This window comes from Micromonospora sp. ATLC16, from assembly GCF_057196645.1.
In genome coordinates, this window is sequence record NZ_JBXUOW010000165.1 from 1 (window position 1) to 1,083 (window position 1,083).

The 1,083-nt window shown below is 62.4% G+C and carries 1 protein-coding gene; it reads right to left on the bottom strand.

The window, feature by feature from the left end; translation table 11 throughout:
• Window positions 1-92 precede the first annotated feature (92 nt).
• Window positions 93-278 (bottom strand): hypothetical protein, encoded by a 186-nt coding sequence (locus tag AC2CHE_RS26875; RefSeq protein ID WP_484507614.1) that lies wholly within the window; start codon window positions 276-278, stop codon window positions 93-95.
• Between the last annotated feature and the right edge of the window lie 805 nt (window positions 279-1,083).

Genomic DNA, 1,083 nt, shown 5'->3' on the forward strand with positions numbered 1-1,083 from the left:
GGCGTTCCGCGCCCTTACTGGTTCATCCCGCTCATCTGGGCGATTCCTCTACGCCTTGGACCTTCCGGACACTGCACTCGGTGATCAGCGCCTTACCCGGAAAGGCTCATTCGATTCCAGACCTTATACAAGTTTCCTTTGAGGTCAGCCTCGAACTCCGCGATCGACTTCCCATCCACCCCCGACGCACCTTTGTTCGCTTTGACTTTCTCCCACGCCTCCCAGACAGCCCGCTTCGAAATCTCGAACGGCTTGCCTGATGCTTTCAACTCGTCCACGCGACTCCTCCCGGACTCACGTCCGGTTGATCGAACGAACACAGCCACGAACAACCCGGCCCCTTCGCTCCAGCCCCATTACAGAACCTTCACCGCTACTACGAACCGGTCCGCCAGCGCGCCCCGCGACGGTACTCACTCCCTCACGGTCTCCCCGCTTCGAGATACTCCCTGTCGCCCACCCATACCCGGGCAAGCAGTGTCGGAACACGCCTTCTCCTGTTCCACGTGAAAGCCGCAGACCGGGCTCGCGTCGTCTACATGCCGGACACCGCCTGGCCAATAAGCGGAGCACACGCCAGACTTATCCCGAAGCCGATCTCACGCCCCGGTTCTGATGTCACCTGTTGAGATTTCGACACGTCAGCAACGATTCGCTTGCGCTCGCCTTCCCGATCCCTACCTGACGCCTTGACGACGCCTTTCCCTCATCGCTCACCACGACGGTCTTCAACCAACGCAGCATGAGGCGGTTTGAAGCCGCCCACCGCAGGACGGCTCCGAAGGGCCAGACCTTCATCTTCCACGCAGCACCGCGTCAAGAACCTGGCCTACACCAGCTCCTTCCTGCGTTCAGGACACACGAGATCACCTCACTACCGCGCGACGGATCTGACGCCGCCCGGACTGCGACGTCGCACTGCGCGTGGCATTTCGAGCACGAGGACGAGGCGCGGGCGCTGTGCGAGCACCTCAGGGTCATTGCGTTGTCGGATAGACGCTGGTCACGGCGGTGATGAGGTCGTGTGGGCGGCGGTTGGCGCGTCGGGTGGCGCGGGCGATGTTGGCCTCGCCGTTCGTGCGG